The 15,223-nt window shown below is 71.2% G+C and carries 16 protein-coding genes; 10 read left to right on the forward strand and 6 right to left on the reverse strand.

What is annotated here, in order from left to right; all coding sequences use genetic code 11:
* The first annotated feature begins 24 nt into the window (after positions 1 to 24).
* Positions 25 to 1,356: an erythromycin esterase family protein gene (locus ACIBHY_RS04670; RefSeq protein WP_397305972.1), complete on the forward strand. Its 1,332-nt coding sequence runs from the start codon at positions 25 to 27 to the stop codon at positions 1,354 to 1,356.
* Positions 1,357 to 1,390: 34 nt separating this feature from the next.
* Here the strand turns inward: ACIBHY_RS04670 and ACIBHY_RS04675 are convergent, their stop codons facing one another.
* The gene (locus ACIBHY_RS04675; RefSeq protein ID WP_397305973.1) at positions 1,391 to 1,954 is read right to left on the reverse strand and encodes a TetR/AcrR family transcriptional regulator; all 564 of its coding nucleotides are present in this window, start codon (positions 1,952 to 1,954) and stop codon (positions 1,391 to 1,393) included.
* Between the two features lie 90 nt (positions 1,955 to 2,044).
* On the opposite strand from ACIBHY_RS04675, the gene ACIBHY_RS04680 reads away from it, so the two are divergent.
* The 3 genes from ACIBHY_RS04680 (at position 2,045) to ACIBHY_RS04690 (ending at position 4,250) form a co-directional block, all read left to right on the forward strand.
* Positions 2,045 to 2,938 carry a TIGR03620 family F420-dependent LLM class oxidoreductase gene (locus tag ACIBHY_RS04680; protein WP_397255967.1) on the forward strand — a complete coding sequence of 298 codons (894 nt, stop codon included), beginning with the start codon at positions 2,045 to 2,047 and terminating at the stop codon, positions 2,936 to 2,938.
* A gap of 62 nt (positions 2,939 to 3,000) precedes the next feature.
* On the forward strand, positions 3,001 to 3,339 hold the full coding sequence (locus ACIBHY_RS04685) for a PadR family transcriptional regulator (protein ID WP_397255965.1): 339 nt from the start codon (positions 3,001 to 3,003) through the stop codon (positions 3,337 to 3,339).
* A complete protein-coding gene (locus ACIBHY_RS04690) occupies positions 3,336 to 4,250 on the forward strand; it encodes a hypothetical protein (RefSeq protein WP_397255963.1) in 915 nt (304 codons plus the stop codon). The genes ACIBHY_RS04685 and ACIBHY_RS04690 overlap by 4 nt, the downstream gene beginning before the upstream one ends.
* Here the strand turns inward: ACIBHY_RS04690 and ACIBHY_RS04695 are convergent.
* Together ACIBHY_RS04695 and ACIBHY_RS04700 are read right to left on the reverse strand one after the other, a co-directional pair.
* Positions 4,247 to 4,966: a DUF427 domain-containing protein gene (locus tag ACIBHY_RS04695; protein WP_397255961.1), complete on the reverse strand. Its 720-nt coding sequence runs from the start codon at positions 4,964 to 4,966 to the stop codon at positions 4,247 to 4,249. The genes ACIBHY_RS04690 and ACIBHY_RS04695 overlap by 4 nt on opposite strands.
* A gap of 53 nt (positions 4,967 to 5,019) precedes the next feature.
* Positions 5,020 to 5,604 (reverse strand): hypothetical protein, encoded by a 585-nt coding sequence (locus ACIBHY_RS04700; RefSeq protein ID WP_397255959.1) that lies wholly within the window; start codon positions 5,602 to 5,604, stop codon positions 5,020 to 5,022.
* A gap of 131 nt (positions 5,605 to 5,735) precedes the next feature.
* Here ACIBHY_RS04700 and ACIBHY_RS04705 point away from each other — a divergent pair, with 131 nt between their 5' ends.
* Positions 5,736 to 6,695 carry a response regulator transcription factor gene (locus ACIBHY_RS04705; RefSeq protein WP_397096777.1) on the forward strand — a complete coding sequence of 320 codons (960 nt, stop codon included), beginning with the start codon at positions 5,736 to 5,738 and terminating at the stop codon, positions 6,693 to 6,695.
* Here the strand turns inward: ACIBHY_RS04705 and ACIBHY_RS04710 are convergent.
* Positions 6,684 to 7,112 carry an ATP-binding protein gene (locus tag ACIBHY_RS04710; protein WP_397255957.1) on the reverse strand — a complete coding sequence of 143 codons (429 nt, stop codon included), beginning with the start codon at positions 7,110 to 7,112 and terminating at the stop codon, positions 6,684 to 6,686. The two genes, ACIBHY_RS04705 and ACIBHY_RS04710, sit on opposite strands and share 12 nt — an antisense overlap.
* A 161-nt stretch (positions 7,113 to 7,273) precedes the next feature.
* Here ACIBHY_RS04710 and ACIBHY_RS04715 point away from each other — a divergent pair, with 161 nt between their 5' ends.
* The 5 genes from ACIBHY_RS04715 (at position 7,274) to ACIBHY_RS04735 (ending at position 12,614) form a co-directional block, all read left to right on the forward strand.
* Positions 7,274 to 7,741, forward strand: coding sequence for an adenylyltransferase/cytidyltransferase family protein (locus ACIBHY_RS04715; RefSeq protein WP_397255955.1), 468 nt, complete (start codon positions 7,274 to 7,276; stop codon positions 7,739 to 7,741).
* 140 nt (positions 7,742 to 7,881) lie between these two features.
* A complete protein-coding gene (gene thrS / locus ACIBHY_RS04720; RefSeq protein WP_397305974.1) occupies positions 7,882 to 9,057 on the forward strand; it encodes a threonine--tRNA ligase in 1,176 nt (391 codons plus the stop codon).
* A gap of 103 nt (positions 9,058 to 9,160) precedes the next feature.
* Positions 9,161 to 11,125: a TRAP transporter permease gene (locus tag ACIBHY_RS04725; protein WP_397255951.1), complete on the forward strand. Its 1,965-nt coding sequence runs from the start codon at positions 9,161 to 9,163 to the stop codon at positions 11,123 to 11,125.
* Positions 11,122 to 12,066, forward strand: coding sequence for a TAXI family TRAP transporter solute-binding subunit (locus tag ACIBHY_RS04730; RefSeq protein WP_397255949.1), 945 nt, complete (start codon positions 11,122 to 11,124; stop codon positions 12,064 to 12,066). The genes ACIBHY_RS04725 and ACIBHY_RS04730 overlap by 4 nt, the downstream gene beginning before the upstream one ends.
* A 104-nt stretch (positions 12,067 to 12,170) precedes the next feature.
* Positions 12,171 to 12,614, forward strand: coding sequence for a DUF1850 domain-containing protein (locus tag ACIBHY_RS04735; protein WP_397306244.1), 444 nt, complete (start codon positions 12,171 to 12,173; stop codon positions 12,612 to 12,614).
* Here ACIBHY_RS04735 and ACIBHY_RS04740 read toward each other — a convergent pair.
* Both ACIBHY_RS04740 and ACIBHY_RS04745 read right to left on the reverse strand, forming a co-directional pair.
* On the reverse strand, positions 12,509 to 13,480 hold the full coding sequence (locus ACIBHY_RS04740; RefSeq protein ID WP_397255947.1) for a magnesium transporter CorA family protein: 972 nt from the start codon (positions 13,478 to 13,480) through the stop codon (positions 12,509 to 12,511). The two genes, ACIBHY_RS04735 and ACIBHY_RS04740, sit on opposite strands and share 106 nt — an antisense overlap.
* A 22-nt stretch (positions 13,481 to 13,502) precedes the next feature.
* Positions 13,503 to 15,194, reverse strand: coding sequence for a hypothetical protein (locus tag ACIBHY_RS04745; protein ID WP_397305975.1), 1,692 nt, complete (start codon positions 15,192 to 15,194; stop codon positions 13,503 to 13,505).
* Between the last annotated feature and the right edge of the window lie 29 nt (positions 15,195 to 15,223).

The following is a 15,223-nucleotide window of genomic DNA, read 5'->3' on the forward strand; positions in this document are numbered from 1 at the left end:
TCGACAAGCGAGGGGCAAGACCGAATGACCGAGCGCATCGGCCGTACAGGACTGCTGGCGGCGATCGTGGCGGGGGCGGTGCTCGCTCCCGCGGCCGCCGCCGTCGCCGTCACGCCGGGGGGCGGGCAGGATCCGGTACGCGCCCTGGAGCGGGCCGCCCACCCCCTCCGCTCGACCGAGCCCGGCGGGCACACGGCCGACCTGCGGGCCCTCGGCGCGAGCATCGGCGACGCCAAGGTGGTGGGGCTCGGGGAGGCCACGCACGGGTCGCACGAGTTCTTCGCCATGAAGGAGCGGGTCTTCCGCCACCTCGTCGAGAAGAAGGGCTTCCGGACGTTCGCGCTGGAGGTGAGCTGGCCGGCGGGGCTGGAGATCGACGACTACCTGCGGACCGGCGAGGGTGACGTGCGCGAGGTCACGAAGGCGGCGCTGGCGAACTCGCCGTGGGACCGGGAGGAGTTCGTCAGCCTGATCGCGTGGATGCGGGACCACAACCGCCGCAACCCCGGCCGCATGGTCCGCTTCATCGGCGATGACGTCGGCGCGCCCAAGGTGAGCGACGCGTTCTTCGGCCGTGTCACCGGATACGTGGAGCGCGACCATCCGGACTCGCTGAGGCGGCTCGACGAGCTGTACACCGGCCTGCGCCCGATCGACGACGCGTTCGCCTACCTGCGCAAGCCGCTCGCCGAGCGGCAGCGGCTCGCCGCCCAGGCCCGGCAGGCGCTGGAACTGGTCGGCGGCCTGGAGGGCAAGGGCACGGACGCGTTCGAGCTCGCCGTCCAGAACGCGCGGTCCATCTCGCAGACGGCCACGTTCCTCGCCTTCGACCTGACGGACCGGGCTTCGCTGCCGCAGGCGCAGCGGTTCCGCGACCAGGTGATGGCCGACAACACGGCCTGGTGGCAGCGCCGTACCGGCGGCAAGGTGCTGGTGTCGGCGCACAACACCCACGTGGCGTACGTGGCCGCGAACCCCGCGCTGTACCCCAAGACGCAGGGGGCGTACCTGCGTGACGCGCTGGGCGAGGGGTATCTGCCGATCGGCTTCACCTTCGGCCGGGGCTCGTTCCTGGCCACGGACGGCAGGCTGGGCGGCGAGTGGAAGAAGTTCACCGTGGGTACGGCCGAGCACGGGATGAACGAGTACACCCTGGACAAGGTGCGCCACCGGGACTACTACCTCGACCTCCGCACCGCCCCGGCCGCCGCGCGCGCCTGGCTGGACGTCGCCCGTCCCACGCGCGGCATCGGCATCGCGTACCCGTTCCCGCCGGAGAACGTCGCGCTCGGCCGTTCCTTCGACGTCCTCGTTCACCTCGACGCCATCAGCGAGGCCACCCACCGGCGTCCGTGACCGGCGCGCGGGCCTCGGCGACGGCCCGGGTGTGTCAGGTGCTTGGCTTCGGGCTTCCGTTCGTGTGGCCGGAGCGGAGGCCGTCGAGGGTCAGGGTGAGCAGGCGGTCGGCGCGGGCCGGGTCGGGTGCGGACTGGGCGATGCCGGCCGTCAGCTCGACCAGGTCGGTGAAGTCGATGTCGGGGCGCAGGCCGCCCTCGCTCTGGGCGGGGAGCAGGAGGCGGTCGGCGGCGGTGCGGAGCATGGCCCAGCAGTCCACGCCGGCGGTCGAGGTGGGGAGCATCATGCGGGCGCCCAGGCCCTGGTCGGTCATGGCGTGGACGGTCAGCAGGCGTAGCCAGGCGATGAGCGCCTCGCCCGGTGGCTCGGCCGCGGCCAGTTCCTCCGCCTGCTCGCACAGCCTCGACAGGCGGCCCTCGAACACGGCGGCCAGCAGCGCGTCCCGCGTGGGGAAGTGCCGGTAGAGGGTGCCGGGTCCGACGCCGGCGCGCCGGGCGATCTCGTTCAGGGACGCGTCGGGACCCTCTTCCGCGACCACCGCGATGGCCGCCGCCACCAGCAGGTCGCGGTTACGGCGGGCGTCGGCGCGCAACGTCACGGGCACCTCCGGGCGAGTTGAAAACGGAGAACTTCTCCGATTATAGTCCCGCAGTATCCGGAGAGGTTCTCCGGATAGAGGAGGAGCATCATGACGGACCACGGCCTCGGCAGGATCGGCGTCTGGACCTTCGCCTTCGACGGGCGCCCCGCGTCGGAGGTGCGCGAGGCCGCGGCCGAGATCGAGGAACTGGGGTACGGGACGCTGTGGTTCGGCGAGGGGTTCGGGCGCGACTCGGTGAGCCAGTCGTGGCTGCTGCTGTCGGCCACGCGACGGATGACGGTGGCCGCGGGGATCGCGAACATCGCGCTGCGCGACCCGATCTCGATGGCCGCCGCGGAGCGGGCGATCAACGAGGCATACCCGGGCCGGTACGTGCTCGGCCTCGGCGGGCACCGGATCAGCGACGAGCCGATCGAGATGGACGGCTACTCCATCCCCAGCAAGGGCAGGGCGGTCGCCTCCATGAGCGCCTACCTGGACGCCATGGACGCGATCCCGCTGACCTCGGCGGCCTCGCCGTACCCGCCGAGGAGGGTGCTGGCGGCGCTCGGGCCGAAGATGCTGGCGGTGGCGGCCGGGCGCACGCTGGGCGCGCACCCGTACTTCGTGCCGGTGGAGCACACCGCGCGCGCCCGGGAGACCATGGGGCCGGACGCGCTGCTGGCGGTCGAGCAGGCCGTGGTGCTCGACACGGACGTGAGCCGGGCGCGCGAGGTGGCCAGGGAGCACGTCGGCTTCTACGCCGGCGCCGCCCCGCACCAGATCGCCAGCCTGCGGCGGCTGGGGTTCGGCGAGGACGAGATCAGCCAGGTGGGGGACCGGCTGGTGGACGCGATCGTGGCCTACGGCGACATGGCGGCCATCGAGAAGCGGGTGCGCGAGCACGTCGACGCCGGGGCCGACCACGTGTGCCTGCAGGTGCTCACCGCCCGTCCCGGCGAGATGCCGCGTGCCGAGTGGCGGGAGCTGGCGGCGCTCTGAGTCCCGGTTCTGTCACCCGGGGGACAGGGCTACGGGCGGCGTACCCTATGTAGATTCTCGGCATGCCCTCCGAAGTCCGTCTGACCACCACGGTGGCCACCGTGCTCCGGATCTTCCTCGAAGACGTCTCCGAGCCCCGCTACGGCTTCGAGCTGATGAAGCACGCCAAAGTGCAGAGCGGGACGCTCTACCCGATTCTCGCCCGGCTGGAGGCGGCCGGCTGGATCGAGGGGCGGCGCGAGGTCGTCGACGCGCGGCACGAGGGACGGCCGCCGCGCCGGCTGTACCTGCTCACCGGTGGCGGCGCGGCCTCGGCCAGGCAGGCGCTGGCCGAGCTGAGCGCCCGCCTCACCCCGCCGCCGCCGCGTGGCGCCGTCCGGCCCGAGGGCGGATACGCGTGAACACCTTCATCGCCATCGCCGCCGCGATCGGGGCGATCCTCGGGACCGCACTGGCCGAACTGGTCAGCGAGGAGATCCGCGGCCGCCTCGACCGTATCCCGGAAGGGCTCCTGCGCCTGGCCAGGCGGCGCCTGCCCGAGGACATGCGGGTGCCGCTGCACGACGAGGAGTGGTACCCGGAGCTGCAGGAGGTGCTCAAGGGCGAGGACGCCAGGCCGATCACCCGGCTGGTGACGGGCGTCAGGTTCAGCCTCGGCCTGATCAGGACCGCCAACGTGGTGGCCTCGATCCGCAACCGGCGGGTCACGCTGCAGGCCGAGCACGACCGGTGGGTGGCGTTGGCCGACCTCCTGCGCTTCCCGGCCAACGCCTGCGTGCTGATCACCGGGCTGGCGTTGTCGGCGGCGGCCGGGGTGCTGGTCGGCCTGCTCGTCCCCCAGATCCTCAGCATCACCCCGGCGCTCGGCGTGGTGCTGACGTGGGCGCTCACGGTCGCCTTCGGCACGATCGTCGGCCTCGCGCTCACCCTGGTCCTGGCCAACGGCCTCAGGGGCGCCACGCACAGGATGCTGCTCCTGCGCGCGCCGGTGGTGCGCAGGCCCGAGCAGCGGCGCGAGCCGTTGCGGGCCCGGCTCATGAACCTGCTGCTCGGGCGCGACCGGGACAACGCCCACGGCATGCGCACCGCCGCCTTCCTCGGCTCCTACACCGGCGTGGGGCTCGGCGCGGTGCTGGGGGAGCGGCTGACCACGTTCTGGCAGCCGCTGCTGCTCACGGCGATCACGATCGCCGCGCTGATGGTGCTGCGCTTCTCGCTGGTGTCGGCGCCGCGATGGTGGCTCAAGCGCCTGCGCCGCCGCCTGGAGGACGACGCGGGCGCGCCGCCCGACGAGGGCCGCGAGCAGATCTAGGAGAACGGCGTCCTGGGGCGGTCCTGGAGCACCTCGTCGACGTAGATGTCGAGTTTCTCGTTGTAGAAGGAGATCAGGCCCGCGACCCGTTCGCTCTCGGGCAGCGGCGTCCGGTAGGACCAGGCCAGGTCCTTGCGGCCGTTGACCGTCCAGTACTCGGCCGTCCCCTTGTACGGGCAGCTCGTGGCCGAGTCGGTGTGCTCCAGCAGGTCGAGGCGGACGTCGATCTTGGGCAGGTAGTACCGGGCGGGCAGCCCGGTCTCGAACAGAATCATGGCGTGGGTGGAGTCGGCCACCGTGACGCCGTCCACCTCGACCCTGATCCGCCGGGAACTGGGCAGGATGTCCACGCGGCTGTACGGGTCGCGCGGGTGCACGTACACCTCCTCGTCCTCCTCGAACCAGGCGTCCATGGAGTCCCAGTCGAGCCGCACGTGCCCGCGCAGTTCCTCGATGGGGGAGTCGGGATAGGTGAGGGCGGCGTTCTCGGCGACCTTGCCCCCCGCGCTCACCGCGTGCACGACCGCCTCACCCCGGCTCGGCGACCGGCTGGTGGCCCCGCTCGCCTTGAGCGCCCCGGACGCCACGTCGTCGAGCGGCAGGTAGTAGGTCGGGTAGTGCGGGCTTTCCCAGACCAGCAGGGCTCTGGTGGTGTCGGCGACCACCTGTCCACCGAGGTAGGCGCGTACCCGCTTGGCCGTCGGCTCGACTCTCAACCGGCTCTTCATAGCTTCGGCAACCGCACGCGCCGCCCCGCTATTCCGGCCGATCAGAGACCGAACGCGGTCAGGGTGGCGAGGGTGGTGGTCAGGCCGGCGGCGGCGCCCGCGCTCACCTGGGCGGGCGTGTGGTGGGACAGGCGTACCCTCGCCCAGCACACCAGCGCCACCACCGCGCCCCCGATCAGGACGGTCGGTACGGCGGGCAGGACGTAGGCCATGACGACCACGGTGCCCGCGCACACGGCGGCGTGGAAGGAGATCTTCCACCGCAGCGTGATCGGGATCGTCACCGCCAGCGCGGCCAGCATCGCGGTGACGGTCGCGACCAGCAGGGTCGGGGCGCCCAGGGCGATGAGGAGGATCAGCGCGGCGAGCACCGCCGCCACGGCGCTGAGCAGCGGGCCGGTACGGCGGGCCCGGTCCACGATGTGGTGGGAGTCCAGGCGGCCCGATCGCACGCCCGCGGCGATCACCGCCGCCGGGACGCCGCCGCACAGGGCCGCGGCGAGCACGCCCCACCCGGCCCCCTCCCAGCCCGAGGAGACCAGGCCCACCAGCGGCGGCATCGCGATGACCAGGACCTGCGGCGCGAGCAGGTCGGTCACCTTCCTGGCGACGAGATCGGCCGTCATGCCAGCGATCATGACATGACGGCCGAATCGGTCTTCAGGTGGGGCCGGGGGGTTTTCTGGAGACTTGGGGAAACCGATGCCGAGTGCGCAGCACAAAAGCTCATGAATTCCGCCCAGTGGTATAAAGAGCCGTGGCCGAGATCCCCCTGCTACAGGCGTTCGCCGAGGTCGGCTACCAGGTGGCGGGCGGAGGCGGCGCCCACGGCGCCATGGCCGCGCTGCGCCGGGTCGTCCCCGTCGACGCCTACGAGTTCGTGGCCTACGACCCCGACACCGGCCGCCACCGCAGCGTCGTCTCCAGCGGCCACGAGCGCATCGATCGCGACGCCGCGGAGGAGTACGCCGCCCTCGACGCCTACAAGCGCGCGATGGCCGCCCGCGCCCCGCTGGCCATGCCGGACCCGGGCACCCGCCGCTACTTCCGCCGCCACCTGGAGCCATACGGCTGGCGCGCGGGCCTGACCGCGCCGCTGTTCCTGGCCGAGGGCCGCTACACCGGCCTGCTCCACCTGGCCTACCGCCAGGCGCCGCCCGAGGGCGCGGACGCGCTGGTCGAGGCGGCCGCGCCGACGCTGGCCCACGTCACGGACCTGTCGCGGTGCGTGGTCGCCCCCACCGCGCCGCCCGCCGGCTACCGCGCCGTCGCCTTCGACCGGGCAGGGGTACGGCGGGCCGTACCGGGAACCGAGCCCTCGCCCGCCCTGTACGGCGAGCCCGGCCTGGCCGCCTTCGCCCGCGCCTTCATCGACTCGCGCGAGCTGAGCAGGCGCGGCCTGTGGCTGGACGCGGCCGGCCAGTGGCGCGACGTGCGCGTGATCAGGGCGGGGGTCGGCTTCCAGGGCTCCCTGCAGGGGGCGGTGGTCGCCGAGCGGCCGTGCGGCCTGCCGTACGAGCTGACCGGGCGTGAGGTGGACGTGCTGACCCGCGTGGCCGCGGGGGACTCCAACCCGCAGATCGCCGCGGCGCTGGTGCTGAGCGTGCGGACGGTCACCACGCACCTGGAGCACATCTTCACCAAGCTCGGCTGCGACAGCCGCACCCGGCTGACGACCAAGGCGCTGGCCGAGGGGCTGTGCCGGTTAGACCTGTAACGCCCAGACCTCGGGGACGGTGACCAGCAGCAGCTCGAACCAGACGCGGTTGGCCCCGTTGGAACGTTCGAATCCCCAGCGGTGGCTGAGCGCCTCCAGCAGCGGCAGGCCCCGTCCGCCGGTGGTCAGCCCGCCGGCGCGGCAGGCGCACGGCGGCGCGTCGGAGCCCGCGTCCTCCACGCACACCCGCACCAGGTCGCCGGTGGCCCGGACGCTGACGGTGAACGTGCCCCCGGCGCCCGACTGGGTGTGCAGGACGGCGTTGGTGGCCAGTTCGCTGGTGAGCAGCACGGCCTCGTCGTGTAAAGGGTGATCGCGCCCGATCGCGCTGGTCACGGCGTTCCTGGCCCGTGCGACCTGGGCCGGTGCCCCCGGTAGCCGGACGACCGATTGGCTGTGAAAGTCCGGCGCTGCCATGGCGACCTCCCCGATTTCGCTGACCTCATGAGACGCGCGAGGAGGGGGTCGCAGATTATCGCGAAAAGGTAGGAATGCCCTTTCCCATGGTCGCCTGCGCGCCCGTTTGCCATGACCAAGTACGCTGCGATCGACGAGTCCGCCGACGGAGGAGAGCACGGGTGAGCAGCCTCGAGGCCGTGTGGGTGCGACCCTACGACCAGCCGGGCGCGGCGTACGTGACCGGTGTGTTCGACATCCTGCACGTCGGCCACGTGCGCTATCTCGACGCCGTGGCCGCCCGCGGGCTGCCGCTGGTGATCGGCGTCGAGGACGATCCCCGCGTACGCGCGTGGAAGGGACCCACACGCCCGGTCAACCCCGCCGCCGAGCGGGCCGAGGTGCTGGCCGCGCTGCGCTGCGTGAGCGGCGTGTTCGTGGTGACCGGCCCGCCCGAGGCCCACGGCCCCGAGGACTACATCGACCTCATGGCGCCCATGCGTCCCGGCGCGCTGGCCCACACCGCGGGCGACCCGCACGCGGGCGGCCGGTGCGCGGCCGCGGCGCTGCTCGGCGCCGAGTGCTGGGAGCTGGAGGCCATCCCCGGCCGCTCCACTACCCGGATCGTGAATGCGGCCCAGGGACGCTGATGCTACGGTGAGCCCCATGCAGCGCGTTCACGTCACGACGACGCCGGACCCCGTCCCGGCGCGCTGATTCCTGCTCTCCGGGCGAACGCCCGGAGACGCGCTCGAAGGTCGTTCGCCCCCTTCCATCCAGGGGAACCACCATGAACGATCACCGCAAGCTCGGCCGCGAACTCGCCATCTTCGGCACCGACCCGCTCATCGGCTCGGGACTGCCCTACCTGCTGCCCGCGGGCGCCGCCGTCCGCAAGGCCGTCGAGGACTACGTCCACGAGCTCGAACGCCGCAACGGCTACCAGCACGTCAACTCGCCCGTCCTCGGCAAACAGGAGCTCTACGAGCTGTCGGGCCACTGGTCCCACTACAGCGAGGACATGTTCCCGCCGATGGAGGTGGGCGGCGAGCGCTTCGTGCTGCGGCCGAGCCTGTGCCCCCACCACGCCCTCATCTATCGCTCGCGCCGGCGCAGCCACCGCGAGCTGCCGCTGCGCCTGGCCGAGCTGGGCGGGCAGTACCGCTCGGAGATGTCCGGCGTGCTCGGCGGCCTGAACCGGGTGCGCTCGATCCAGCTCAACGACGGCCACGTGTTCTGCCCTCCCGAGCGGGCCGCCGACGAGGTCGCCGCCGCGCTCGACCTCATCGAGGCCGCCCACGCCCAGCTCGGCATCAAGGCCGCCCGCTACCGGCTGTCGCTGGGCGGTTCGTCGGACAAGTTCGTCGACGACCCCGCGCTGTGGGCGAGCTCGGAGCGGGTGCTGCGCGAGGTGCTGCACGCGCGCGGCCGGTCCTATGACGAGGAGTACGGCGAGGCCGCCTTCTACGGCCCGAAAATCGACATCCAGATAGCCGGCCCGGCGGGCCGCGAGTCGACCCTGTCCACCGTCCAGGTCGACCTCTACATGCCCGGGCGCTTCGAGCTGTCCTACGTGGGCGGCGGGCGTCCGGCCATGGTGCACCGCAGCGTCGTCGGCGGCATGGAACGGCTGCTGTCCCACCTGGTAGAGGCGCACGGCGGCGCGCTGCCGGCCTGGCTGGCACCGGTGCAGGCGGTGGTGGTGCCGCTGTCGGAGGCGGAGCTGCCGGCCGCCCACGACCTGGTACGGCGCTGCGTCGAGGCGGGCCTGCGGGCCGAGCTGGCCCACCCGGACCGCGGCAGCCTCGGGGCCAGGATCCGGGCGCATCGGCTGGTGCCGTACCAGCTGGTGGTGGGGTCGCGCGAGGCGGCGGACGGATCGTGCGCGGTGCGGCGGCGCGACGGCGGGCAGGAGGGAAACGTGCCCGTCGCCGAGCTCGCCGCGCGTTCCCGCCCGATTTTCTGACCGCTGAATTATCGTCGAGAAATCAATGAGATAACGGACCCTTCCCAGGGACCTAAACAGGCTCGTAAAGTCCCCCCCAACGCCATGTCGGGGAGGCAAGAACGTGACCGAAGTAAGTGACAAGCGTGCGGCCGAGTTGGTCTCGGCCGCGGAGGGGGAACGTCCGGCCCGTGAATTGTCCGGGCCGTTACGGCTCGGCGTCTGGATCATCGGCGGCCTCCTGTCGGCCTACTCCCTCGTCGTGGTCTTCCAGCCGGTGGAGCCGGTGCAGCACAGGATGACGTTCCTGGCCGTGGCGCTGCCGCTGGTCTTCCTGCGCTACCGCTCCGGCCTGGTCTCCCTGGTGCGGCGCCTGCGCCGGCAGGAGCCCGTTGAGCAGCAGCGCGGCGAGGCGCCCACGATCCTCGACTGGGTGCTCGCCGCGCTGTCGCTCGGTGTCCTGCTCTACCCGCTGCTCGACATCGACGCCTTCCGCGACCGCGGTTCCAGCTCCAACCTCAGCACCTGGGACATCATCGGCGGGCTGGGCCTGACCGTGCTGCTCCTGGAAGCGGTACGCCGCACGGTCGGCAGCGCCCTCAGCATCATTTGCGGAATTTTCCTGGTATATGCCTACCTCGGGAACTATTTGCCGGTCAGCTGGCCGATCGGGCACCGCGGATTCGACCTCGGCCAGATCATCTCCCAGCTCTACACCGGCACAGAAGGATTCTTCGGCGTCCCGATGCAGGTGGCGGCCAGTTACATCATCCTTTTCACCATCTACGGCGCGGTCCTCGACTACTCCGGCGCCAGCAAGTTCTTCATCGACCTGAGCTTCGCCGCCTTCCGCAAGTCGCGGGCCGCCCCCGGCCGCACCGTCACCACCGCGGGATTCCTGCTCGGCACCGTCTCCGGCTCCGGCACCGCCACCACCGTCAGCCTCGGCAGCGTAGCCTGGCCGGTGCTCAAGCGGGCCGGCTACCCCCGCGAGGCCGCGGGCGGCATCCTGGCCGCCAGCGGCATCGGCGCGATCCTGTCGCCGCCCACGCTGGGCGCGGCCGCCTTCATCATCGCCGAGCAGCTCGGGGTCGGCTACCTGACGGTGCTGCTCTACGCGACGATCCCCACGATCCTGTACTACCTCGGCATCTTCCTGGCCATCGAGATCGACTCGCGGCGGTTCGGCACCCACGCCGTCCAGGTGGACGCGCCCAAGGCCGGCAAGCTCATGCTGCGCTTCGGCTACCACTTCAGCTCGCTCATCCTCATCATCGTGCTGATGGCGCTGGACCGCTCGGCCTTCCAGTCGGTCGTCATCGCCACCCTCGTCGCGTTCGCGCTGTCCTTCCTCGACCCCGCCCACCGCATGGGGCCCAAGCGCGTCGGGCAGGCGCTGGCCAAGGGCACGCTGGAGGTGCTGCCGGTCACCGCGGTCTGCGCGGCGGCGGGCATCATCGTCGGCGTCATCACCCAGACCGGGCTCGGGCTCAACCTCAGCTCGATCATCGTGGACGTGGCCGCGGGCAACCTGATCTTCACCACGATCATGGCGGGCCTGGCGGTCATGCTGCTGGGCCTGGCGGTGCCCGTGACCGCGAGCTACATCATCGCCGCGGTCATCATCGCCCCCGCGCTCATGACGCTCGGCGTCGACAAGGCCGAGGCGTACATGTTCATCTTCTACTACGCGGTGCTGTCGGAGGTGAGCCCGCCCACGGCGCTGTCGGCCGTCGCGGCGGCGGCCATCACCGGCGGCAACAGCTACCGCACGATGATGATGACCTGGCGTTACACGCTGCCCGCCTTCCTGGTGCCGTTCGCCTTCGTGCTCACGCCCAACGGGCAGGCGCTGCTGGCCCAGGGGCCGATCGGGACCATCCTGGCGCTGACCGCCGTCTCCGGGGTCGCCGTCCTGGCGCTGGCGATGGCCACCGGCGGCTTCACCGGGTGGCCCGAGCGCGTGATCGCGGCGGTCGCCGGAATCCTCCTGCTCTTCCTCGAACCTGTCCCGATCGTCGCCGGTTTCGCGGTTCTGGCCGTGGCGACAGCCGTACATCTCATTCGAAAAAGGAGAACTCCAGCGTGAAACGTGTGCTCATCACCCTGGCGGCGGCTGTCGTGGCGCTCGCCGCGGCCGCGGGCTGCGGCGGCGGCAACAGGTTGTCCATCGCCACCGGCGGCACCACGGGCGTCTACTACGTCTACGGCGGCGGCCTGGCCAAGCAGATCCAGGCCAACGTCGCCAACACCCAGGCCACGGCCTCGGTCACCTCGGCGTCGGTGGAGAACATCAAGCTGCTGGCCACCGGCAAGGCCGACATCGGCTTCTCCCAGACCGACACCGCGGCCGACGCGGTCAACGGCGTCGGCTCGTTCACCGAGAAGCAGCCGATCCAGGCGATCGCCCGCATCTACGACAACTACGCGCAGGTCGTCGTCGCGCCCGGTGTGGCCGCCACCAAGGTCGCCGATCTGAAGGGCAAGCGCGTCTCGCTCGGCCCGCCCAACTCCGGCACCCAGGTCATGGCCCGCCGCATGATGGAGGCGGCCGGGCTCAACCCCGACAGCGACGTCACCAAGTCGCAGCTGTCGATCAACGAGTCGGTGCAGGCGGTCAAGGACGGCACCATCGACGCCTTCTTCTGGGTCGGCGGCGTGCCCACCGCCGGAATCGTGGACCTGGCCACGAGCAAGCCGGACATGAAGATGCTCGACACCAGCGACGTGCTGAGCGGCATGCAGACCAAGTTCGGCAAGCAGTACGTGACGCTCGACGTGGACCTGGCGGGCTCCTACAAGCTCACCGGCGCGATCAAGACGATGGCCGTCGGCAACGTGCTGCTCGTGCCGGACAAGATGGACGAGCAGCTCGCCTACGACATCACCAAGACCCTGTTCGAGAAGAAGGCCGAGCTGGTCAAGGTGCACTCGGAGGCGAACAAGCTCGACCCCAAGCTCGGCCAGCAGGTCGAGCCGGTCGTGCTGCACCCCGGCGCGGCCCGCTACTTCAAGGAGACCCAGGGCTGATCAGGCTCCTGCTCGCGCTGCTCGCGGCCCTGGCGCTCGGCTCGGGCGCCGCCGCTGGCGGCCCCGCCGTCCACGGCCTGGCCCTGGGCCGGGGCGGCTTCGCCCTGACCTACGTGCACTCCATGTACCACGCGCCCTCCGCGGAGATCTTCTCCGTGGAGGGCCGCCGTTTCACCATGCGCGCGGTGATCTCCGAGAGCGCCGGCGTGCTCGACTACTACGCCCTCGACGGCGCCCGCTCGCGCACGGAGGGCGGCCTGTGGGTGCTGCGGCTGTCGGCGCCGGTCACCTACGACGGCCTGGAGCTCATCGCCAGCCCCGTCGGCCGCCGCACGCTCGTGGCGGGCGGCCGCTGCCTGCCGCTCTACCCCGCCTCCGGCGCCGCGCGGGTACGGCTGGCCGTCGGCGCCGCCCAGCCGGGCGGCGCCGCCGCGGCCCCGTGCTACAACCAGTCCTTCTTCTTGAAGACGGTGTACAGGGCCACCGAGGCGCCCGCCACGACCATGGTCGACATCCAGAAGCCCCACGGCTGGCCCTCGCCCGGATAGGGCACGTTCTGCCCGTAGAAGCCGGTGATCGCGGTCGGCACCGCGATGATGGCAGCCCACCCGGTCAGCCGCTTCATGATCTCGTTGAGCTTGAAGCCCTGCTGGGCCAGGTGGGTCTCGCGCAGGTTGCTGATCAGCTCGCGCAGCGAGTCGACCCAGTCGGTCACGCGCAGCACGTGGTCGTAGACGTCCTGGTAGTAGGGGCCCATCTCGGCGTTGACCAGGACCTGCCGGTCGCGGCGCACCAGCGTCGAGAGCACCTCGCGCATGGGCAGCGTGACCTTGCGGAAGCGCACCATGTTCTTGCGCAGCCGGAACGTGCGCCGCTGCAGCTCCCGGTTGTTGCCTGCCTCGCCGAACAGCGCGTCCTCCAGCTCCTCGACCTGGCCGTCGAGCGTCTGCACCAGGTCGAAATGCCCGTCCACGACGTAGTCGAGCAGCCCGTGCAGCAGGAAGGCCACGCCGTGGCGGGCGGTGTGCTCCCCGCTGGCGTCCCAGCGGGCGACCACGTCGTCGATGGTGAAGCGGTCGTTCTCCCGTACGGTCACCAGCGCGTTCTTCGTCACGAAGACGTTGATCTCCACCGGGTCGAGGTCGCCCTCCTCGTCCAGGTAGATCCCGTACACGGTGATGAACAGGTGGCTGTCGTACACGTCGAGCTTGGGCCGCTGGTGGTCGTTGAGCACGTCCTCCACGGCCAGCTCGTGCAGACCCAGTTCCTCGCTGATGACGCCGAGCTGGCCGGGGGTGGGGGAACACAGGTCGAACCAGACCACGCAGTCGTCGTCGCAGACGTACTCGGAGACGTCGGCGATGGGGAAACCCTTCTTCACCACGACGCCGTCTTTATACAACCGGGTGCGCATTTACCGCATTATGGCCTATCGCCTAGCGGGCGCTGTTCCGGAACGGCTTCGCGGGCCCGCCCAGGTTCGGCGTCCCCAGCAGTTTCCCGGACGAGAGCGCGTAGATGCCGTCGTTGGTGAACACCCACACGATCTTCCTGTCCCATTCGGTGTAGATGGCATGGGTCTGGTTGCCGAGCGCGTAGTCGGGGACGGCGGCGCTGTATCCCGCGGGCACGAACTGGGCGGCGATCTTCGGCCGGCGCACGTCACGCGTGTCGAAGAACTGCACGCCCGCGTTGTAGAAGGCGTAGGCGAGCAGGCCCTGGGCCGGGTCGCCTGGCGAGGTGTAGGAGCCGGAGCGCTTGGGGCCGAAACTGCCGCCGCGCTGGCAGTAGTCGCCGAACCGGGCGCCGGGCGCGGGCTTCGGGCGGGGCAGCGCGCCGACGATCCTGGGCTTGGCGGGGTCGCGGGCGTCGACCTGGAAGACGTCCTTGTAGGGCTCGTGGCAGTCCTCGCCGAGCGGGTAGCCGGAGACGTAGACCATGCCGGTCTTCTCGTACTGGGAGACGTCGACGTTGTCGGCTTCGGTGCCGCCGGAGGAGACGGGGAGGTCCAGGTGCGCGATCTCCCGCATCTTGGACGGATCCGAAATATCGAGAATCGACAGGCCGTAGCCGCCCATGGCGGCGAAGCCGTATTTTCCGGCGACGAAGAACGGCATCCGGGCGCCCATCCACGACGTGCGGTTGCCGCAGCGCGGGTTCTTGGCGTAGGCGGCCTCCTCGCCCGCCACCTGGCCCTTGCGGTGCCACTCGCCGACCAGGCGCGGCCTGGTCAGATCGGACATGTCGTAGGCCTGGTAGCCGGGGGAGTAGAGGTAGGTGGGGACCTCGGTGTTGCTCCAGCTGTCCAGCGGCGCGACGGCGACGTACATGTACTTTCCGCCGGTCCAGTAGGGCACGTCGAGGGAGCCTGAGCCCTGCTGCACGCCCGGCTCCGGGCCGCTCAGCGTCGGGTCGGTGGTGACCGTGGACAGCAGCGTCCAGTCCTTCCTGCGCGGGCCGTCCAGGCGGTAGACCTTGAAGCCCTTGAACGTCGTCTGCGCGCGCAGCTTCGCCACGCCCTCCGGGTTGCCGAACTTCGAGCGCTCCGGGCTGTCGCCGAGCTCCTCGACCTGCCGCTTCTGCTCGAACGACTGGATCATCACGTAGTGGCCGTCGCGCCACTGGATGGTGGCCGCGCCCCAGTAGTCGGCCTGCTTCCAGTCCTTGCCGGTGAGCCGCTCGACGATCCGCACCCTGCGTACGTCGGTGACGTCGTAGACCCGGGCCTCGGTGCGGTCGTACTGGAACAGGTAGCGGCGCCCGCCGAAGTCGACCACGTTCTGCCAGGTGTGGAAGTAGTCAGGGGTGAAGTCGGGGCCTCGGTAGGCCGCCTCGACCTTGATCGGGCCCTCGGTGTAGGAGCGGGGGTCGTAGCCCTTGGTCTTCGGGAACAGGTCCTTCGCGCCGCCGGGGAAGGAGACGCGTTCCTCGCCCGGCGGCGTCAGGTCGGGGTGGCGGAAGGAGCCGTCGAGCTGCATGCCGTACGTGCCGGGGCCGGGGTCGCCGGGGCGGCGGTCGCCGCACACCGTGGGGACGCCGTCGTCGGCGGCCTGCGCCGTGGCCGGAGGGACTGTCAGCAGACCGGCCACGCTCGCCGTGGCGAGGGCGCGGTGGAGGAGTCGGCGCATCGGGGGGTGCCTTTCGTGGGGGATGCGCC

Source organism: Nonomuraea sp. NPDC050547 (assembly GCF_044457345.1).
Lineage (GTDB): Bacteria > Actinomycetota > Actinomycetes > Streptosporangiales > Streptosporangiaceae > Nonomuraea.

What these genes read in the sequence shown, in the direction of transcription:
- ACIBHY_RS04670 (WP_397305972.1), top strand. Translation starts at nt 25, where the DNA reads ATGACCGAGCGCATCGGCCGTACAGGACTGCTGGCGGCGATCGTGGCG.
- ACIBHY_RS04680 (WP_397255967.1), top strand. Translation starts at nt 2,045, where the DNA reads ATGACGGACCACGGCCTCGGCAGGATCGGCGTCTGGACCTTCGCCTTC.
- ACIBHY_RS04685 (WP_397255965.1), top strand. Translation starts at nt 3,001, where the DNA reads ATGCCCTCCGAAGTCCGTCTGACCACCACGGTGGCCACCGTGCTCCGG.
- ACIBHY_RS04700 (WP_397255959.1), bottom strand. Translation starts at nt 5,604, where the DNA reads ATGACGGCCGATCTCGTCGCCAGGAAGGTGACCGACCTGCTCGCGCCG.
- ACIBHY_RS04710 (WP_397255957.1), bottom strand. Translation starts at nt 7,112, where the DNA reads ATGGCAGCGCCGGACTTTCACAGCCAATCGGTCGTCCGGCTACCGGGG.
- thrS (WP_397305974.1), top strand. Translation starts at nt 7,882, where the DNA reads ATGAACGATCACCGCAAGCTCGGCCGCGAACTCGCCATCTTCGGCACC.
- ACIBHY_RS04740 (WP_397255947.1), bottom strand. Translation starts at nt 13,480, where the DNA reads ATGCGCACCCGGTTGTATAAAGACGGCGTCGTGGTGAAGAAGGGTTTC.
- ACIBHY_RS04745 (WP_397305975.1), bottom strand. Translation starts at nt 15,194, where the DNA reads ATGCGCCGACTCCTCCACCGCGCCCTCGCCACGGCGAGCGTGGCCGGT.